This is a genomic window from Phenylobacterium sp., from assembly GCF_044236515.1.
GTDB lineage: Bacteria > Pseudomonadota > Alphaproteobacteria > Caulobacterales > Caulobacteraceae > Phenylobacterium.
In genome coordinates, this window is record NZ_JBIIGK010000180.1 from 1 (window position 1) to 5,228 (window position 5,228).

At 69.2% G+C, this 5,228-nt stretch carries 8 protein-coding genes; 5 read left to right on the forward strand and 3 right to left on the reverse strand.

Annotated elements, in window-relative coordinates:
• Positions 1 to 1,949, forward strand: a 1,949-nt coding sequence (locus tag ACILRF_RS14185) for an endoglucanase (RefSeq protein ID WP_395673992.1), incomplete at its 5' end; no start/stop codon positions are given.
• A gap of 30 nt (positions 1,950 to 1,979) precedes the next feature.
• Here the strand turns inward: ACILRF_RS14185 and fliP are convergent.
• Positions 1,980 to 2,774, reverse strand: coding sequence for a flagellar type III secretion system pore protein FliP (fliP, locus tag ACILRF_RS14190; protein ID WP_395673994.1), 795 nt, complete (start codon positions 2,772 to 2,774; stop codon positions 1,980 to 1,982).
• On the reverse strand, positions 2,774 to 3,049 hold the full coding sequence (locus tag ACILRF_RS14195) for a hypothetical protein (RefSeq protein WP_395673996.1): 276 nt from the start codon (positions 3,047 to 3,049) through the stop codon (positions 2,774 to 2,776). Before ACILRF_RS14195 ends, fliP begins: the two co-directional genes overlap by 1 nt.
• A gap of 89 nt (positions 3,050 to 3,138) precedes the next feature.
• On the opposite strand from ACILRF_RS14195, the gene flgB reads away from it, so the two are divergent.
• The 3 genes from flgB to fliE are packed head-to-tail and all read left to right on the forward strand — an operon-like array spanning position 3,139 to position 4,315.
• Entirely contained in the window at positions 3,139 to 3,567 is a 429-nt protein-coding gene (gene flgB, locus ACILRF_RS14200; protein ID WP_395673998.1) for a flagellar basal body rod protein FlgB, read from the forward strand.
• A gap of 14 nt (positions 3,568 to 3,581) precedes the next feature.
• A complete protein-coding gene (gene flgC / locus ACILRF_RS14205) occupies positions 3,582 to 4,001 on the forward strand; it encodes a flagellar basal body rod protein FlgC (protein ID WP_395674000.1) in 420 nt (139 codons plus the stop codon).
• An 11-nt stretch (positions 4,002 to 4,012) separates the two neighbouring features.
• Positions 4,013 to 4,315 carry a flagellar hook-basal body complex protein FliE gene (gene fliE / locus ACILRF_RS14210; protein WP_395674002.1) on the forward strand — a complete coding sequence of 101 codons (303 nt, stop codon included), beginning with the start codon at positions 4,013 to 4,015 and terminating at the stop codon, positions 4,313 to 4,315.
• Here fliE and ACILRF_RS14215 read toward each other — a convergent pair.
• The gene (locus ACILRF_RS14215; protein ID WP_395674006.1) at positions 4,312 to 4,812 is read right to left on the reverse strand and encodes a superoxide dismutase family protein; all 501 of its coding nucleotides are present in this window, start codon (positions 4,810 to 4,812) and stop codon (positions 4,312 to 4,314) included. The two genes, fliE and ACILRF_RS14215, sit on opposite strands and share 4 nt — an antisense overlap.
• A 150-nt stretch (positions 4,813 to 4,962) precedes the next feature.
• Between ACILRF_RS14215 and fliQ the strand changes: the two genes are divergently transcribed.
• Positions 4,963 to 5,226: a flagellar biosynthesis protein FliQ gene (gene fliQ / locus ACILRF_RS14220; RefSeq protein WP_395674004.1), complete on the forward strand. Its 264-nt coding sequence runs from the start codon at positions 4,963 to 4,965 to the stop codon at positions 5,224 to 5,226.
• The last annotated feature ends 2 nt before the right edge of the window (positions 5,227 to 5,228 follow it).

Genomic DNA, 5,228 nt, shown 5'->3' on the forward strand with positions numbered 1-5,228 from the left:
TCGTGCAGATGGCGCTGCTGGGCTCTGTCCAGGGCTTGGCTGTCGAGAGCCACGTCGAGGATCTCGACGTCTCGCGCGATGGCGACATCGTCCGGATTGGCCGCGAGGCGGGCCTGACCCTGTCGCCGGCCTGGGCGGCCCGCGAGCGCGAGTCCGAAGCTCTTGGCATTCCGCGCCGCGCCGCCATGCCGGGCCTGATCGACCCCGACTGGGCCAAGGTCGGCGAGAGCGGCTTCCTCGCCCGCTACAACAGCCTGCTGTCGGCCGCGACGGCGGAGGCGGCCAATCGCGACAAGGCGGCGCCGAACGCCGCGCAGATGGCTCTGGCCCGGTTCCTGGTCGGCTCGGAACTTTCGTTCGAGGCGATCGGCGTGCTGAACGCCGCCGCCCGCCGGCAGCCTCAGCTGCTGGAAGACTCCGAATTCCGCGGGCTGCGCGGCGTCGCCCGGGTTATGGCCCGCCGCTACAAGGAAGCGGAGGCGGACTTCTCCGCGCCGGTGCTGGCGGAGGACCCGTCGGCTGCCCTGTGGCGCAGCTACATCGCCGCCCAGCAGGCGCATTGGCCGGAGACCCGGACCCAGTTCGCCAAGGGCGCCGAGGCGTTCGCCCAGTTCCCAGCACTGTGGAAGGCGCGCTTCGCTCGCGCCGACGCCCAGGCCGCCCTGGCGCTGGGCGACCTCGTCGGGGCGGAGGCGCGCATCCGTCTGGCGCTGTCCGAGAAGACCGACTCCCTGGAAGAGCTCGCCACCCGCCTGGTGCAGGCCCGCCTTGTGGAGATGCAGGGCCACAAGGCCAAGGCGCTTCGCATCTACCAGGCCGTCGCCCGCGCGCCGATGGAAGGGCTGGCCTCGCCGGCCCTGCTGCGCGCCACCCAGATCCAACTGGAGACCAGCCAGGTCAACGCGGTCCAGGCGGCGCAGGTGTTCGACGGCCTGCGCTATCGCTGGCGCGGCGACGCCACCGAGCTGGAGACGATCCGCGCGCTGGGGCAGCTCTACCTGTCGCAAGGCCGCTACCGCGAGGCGCTCGAGGCGCTGCGCTCGGCGGGCCTTCGCCTGCCGGACCTTCCCGAGGCGTTGCAACTGCAGGCCGATCTCGCCGCGGCCTTCCGCGGCCTGTTCCTCGACGGCCTGGCGGACGGGCTGGAGCCGGTGCAGGCGCTGGCGCTGTTCTACGACTTCAAGGAACTGACGCCCATCGGGGCCGACGGCGACCTGATGGTCCGGCGGCTGGTCCGCCGCCTCGTGGACGTCGACCTGCTGTCGCAGGCTGGCGAGCTTCTCAAGTACCAGGCCGAGAACCGCCTAGACGGCGTGCCGCGCGCTCAGGTGTCGACGGACCTGGCGCTGATCTACCTTATGGACCGCAAGCCCGAGGCCGCGCTGCAGGCGATCAACTCGTCTCGCACGACCCTGCTGCCCAGCGCGCTGATGGCCGAGCGGCGGCTGATCGAGGCCCGGGCATGGAGCGGCGTCGGCCGCTATGACTCGGCGCTGGAGATCATCGAGCGCGATGCGAGCCGCGAGGCCCAGGACCTGCGTGCCGAAATCCGTTGGAAGCAGAAGGACTGGGCGGCGGCCGGCCCGCTGTTCGAGCGCGCCCTGGGCGATCGCTGGAAGAAGGCCGACCCGCTGACCAGCGAGGAAGAGGGCAGGCTGCTGCGCGCCGGGGTCGCCTACAGCCTGGCCGGCGACGGCGCGGCCCTGGCCCGGCTCGAGAGCCAGTACAAGGGCTTCTACGACCAGGCGCGGAACCCCGAGGCCCTGCGGGTGGCGCTGACCGGCGTGCCGGACGGCCGCCTCAGCGTCGCCGACTTCGGTCGCGTGACCGCCGACAACGAGGTGTTCGCCGGCTGGGTGTCGCGGATGAAGGCCAAGTTCAAGCCGGCCGCGGTGAAACCGACGCCGGCCAAACAGGCGCAGGCCCCGAAGGCTCCGAAGGCGGCTTAAGTCCATCTCCCACGAAGGGAGAAAAAGACCCTACCCCCCGCCGGCGCCGCGCTGGAAACTCTCGACGAGACTGCCGCAGACCAGTCGCCAGCCGTCCACGAGGACGAAGAAGATCAGCTTGAACGGCAAGCTGATCACGACGGGGGGCAGCATCATCATCCCCATGCTCATCAGCACGCTGGCGACGACCAGGTCGATCACCAAGAAGGGGACGAACAGCAGGAAGCCGATCTCGAAGGCGCGCTTCAGCTCGCTGATCATGAAGGCGGGAGTGACGACGCGGATCGGCGTCTCCTGCACCGTCGCCGGGCGCGGGATCTTCGACAGGCGGACGAACAGAGCGAGGTCGTCGCGGTCGACCTGGGACAGCATGAAGGTCTTCACCGGCCCGCCGGCGGCGTCGAAGGCGGCGGGCAGCTCCATCTGCTGGTCGAGCAGCGGCTTGATCCCGTCCTCGTAGGACTGCTGGATGGTCGGGCCCATCACGATCGAGGTCAGGAACAGGGCCAGGGAGACGATCACCGCGTTGGGCGGGCTCTGTTGCAGCCCAAGCGCGGTGCGCAGCAGCGACAGCACGACCACGATCCGCACGAAGGATGTGGTCATGATGACGATGGACGGGGCCAGCGACAGGACGGTCAGCAGCCCGATCAGCTGCACCACGCGCTCGGTCAGGCCGGCGCCCGTGCCGAGGTCGATGTTCAGGGCCTGAGCCGCCGCAGCGGCGGGGAAGATGAGGAAGCCCAGGGTCGTCAGCGCCGCCAGCGCCAGGGCGCGGCGCCAATCCTCCAGCGGGAGGGCGCGGATCGCTTTGACGAGGCTCATCATGCGGCGTCCCTCGGCGGCACGCCTTCGGCCAGGACCCGGCCTTCGCCGAGGAGCAGCAACATCTCCTGGCCGTCGCAGGAGACCAGCACCAGCCGACGGGTAGGATCGAGGACGAGGCTCTCGGTCACCGCCAGACGCCGGAGCTTCTTCGGCTGGCTGAGGCGGGCGAGGGCGTCGGGACCGAAGCGGCGAAGCGCCACCGCGCCGAGACCGATCAGGCCGAGCGTCAGGGCGAGCGCGAAGACGGCCTTCAGGAGAGCGGTGAAATCCATGCAGCTTCTGCTGGTTAAGGGTTCGTCCGCCGCATACCGCCCTGAGTCAGTTAATCGCTGATTAACCCTGTTTCTTCACCTTCTCCGCTATGAACCTGGCCGACATCCCGCTGTTCGCCATGCTGCGTAGCCGGCTCGGCTACACCTCTGAGCGGCAGAAGCTGATCGCCCAGAACGTCGCCAACTCCGAAACTCCGGGCTTCCGGCCGCGCGACCTGCAGCCCTTCAGCTTCCAGGTCAAGGCGGCCCAGGCCGGCGGCCTGGCGATGACCGGCGCCCAGGCTGTGACCCAGGCCGGCCATATGATGTCGCCCAGCGCGCGACGTCCGGGAGGCGGCGCCTTCCGTGACCGCAAGGCTGAGGTGGTGGAGACGACCCTCGACGGCAACGGCGTGTCGCTCGAGGAGGAGATGCTCAAGATGACCGACGCGCGGATGAATTACGAAGCCGCGATCGGGTTCTACCAGAAATCCCTGGGCCTCCTGCGGATGGCCAGCCGGCCGCCGGGCCGCGTGTGATCGGAGTTTAGGCGATGGCCGATACGAGGTCTTTGGCGGGCGTCGCCCAGGCCGTGGCGGCTTCCGCCATGCGCGCCCAGCAGTCGCGCATGCGGGTGATCGCCGAGAACCTGGCGAACGCCAACTCGACCGCCCGCACGCCCGGCGGCGATCCCTACCGTCGCCAGGCGCCGGTATTCGAGCCGGCCAAGGTCGCCGGCGCGACCGGCGTGAAGATGGCCGGCGTGCAGCCTGACCAGAAGCCGTTCCGCACCGAGTACGATCCTGGCGCGCCGGGCGCGGACGCGCAGGGCTATGTGAAGCTGCCGAACGTCGACTCGCTGGTCGAGGCGCTCGACATGAAGGAGGCGCAGCGCGCCTACGAGGCCAACCTCAACGTCATCGAGACGGCGCGCGCCATGGAGATGCGCACCCTCGACCTGCTGAAGCGCTAGGAGCGGTCTGAATGATCAGCGCGATCGCCGCCGCCAAGGCCTACGCCGCCACCCAGAAGACCTCCGGCCTCGACTCGGCCGGCGGGGCCGGGCAGGTCGGCAGCTTCGGCGACATCCTGAAGTCGGCGATGACCGACGCGGTGCAGGCTTCCAAGCACGCCGAAGGCCAGATGGCGGCGCAGGTGGCCGGCAAGGCCGAGCTGGTCGACGTGGTCACCGCCATCTCCGCCGCCGAGGCTAGCCTGGAGACGGTGATGGCCGTCCGCGACCAGGTGATCAGCGCCTACCAGGAAATCATGCGGATGCCGATCTAGCGCACCGCCGCGCAGGCCACCCGATCGCCGGCACCCCCGATCGGCTGGGTCGTGTGATCGTCGGCCTTGGCGTGGATCAGGACGGATGAGCCGTCGGCGTCCTTGAGCGCGGCGAGGGTCGTCAGGCTGGTGAACACCTCGGCCGCGCCATTCCCCTGACTGTCGGCGTGGAGGTTGGGCAGGTCGCCGGTTTCGTTGGCGGCGGGGTTCAGCAGGCCGTGGACGCCCTTGGCGTCGCCATGGCGGGTGTGGGCGCCGGCGCTGGTGAAGTCCGACTTCGAGCAGTCGGCCTTTTCATGGAAGTGCAGGCCGTGCCAGCCGGGGGTCAGGCCCGTTACCTCGATGCGCAGCAGCACGCCTTTCGGCGCCGCGGTGAGGGTCGCCTTGCCGATCGTCTGCCCCTGGGTGTTCTTGAAATCGGCCGACGTGCTCTCCTGCGCCAGGGCAGGGGAGGCAAGGCCGAGGGCGAGCGCGGCGCAGCCGGTCAGCATGAGCATCTTCATGGGCATCTCCTGACGAACTCCCTCTCTAACGCGCAAGTCGCGCGCTGCGCTCATCCGTCCCTCGCCGTTAACCATTTAGCCCTTCGTTAACCATGATAGCGGACCCTGGCGGGACTCAGCAGTACGCTTGATGAGAGGTCCCCCATGAACGGCGCCGAGGTTCTGGATGTCGGCCGCGACGCCATCTGGCTGACCATCCAGCTGTGCGCCCCAGTGCTCATCGTCGGGCTGATCGTCGGCGTGGCCATCGGCCTCTTCCAGGCCCTAACACAAATTCAGGAGCAGACCCTGGTCTATGCGCCGAAGATCGTGGCGATCTTCGTGTCGCTGCTGGTCTTCCTGCCGCTGATGGGCGCGCTGATGAACGGCTTCATGCGCAACATCGCCGCTCGCATCTCGGCCATGTAGCG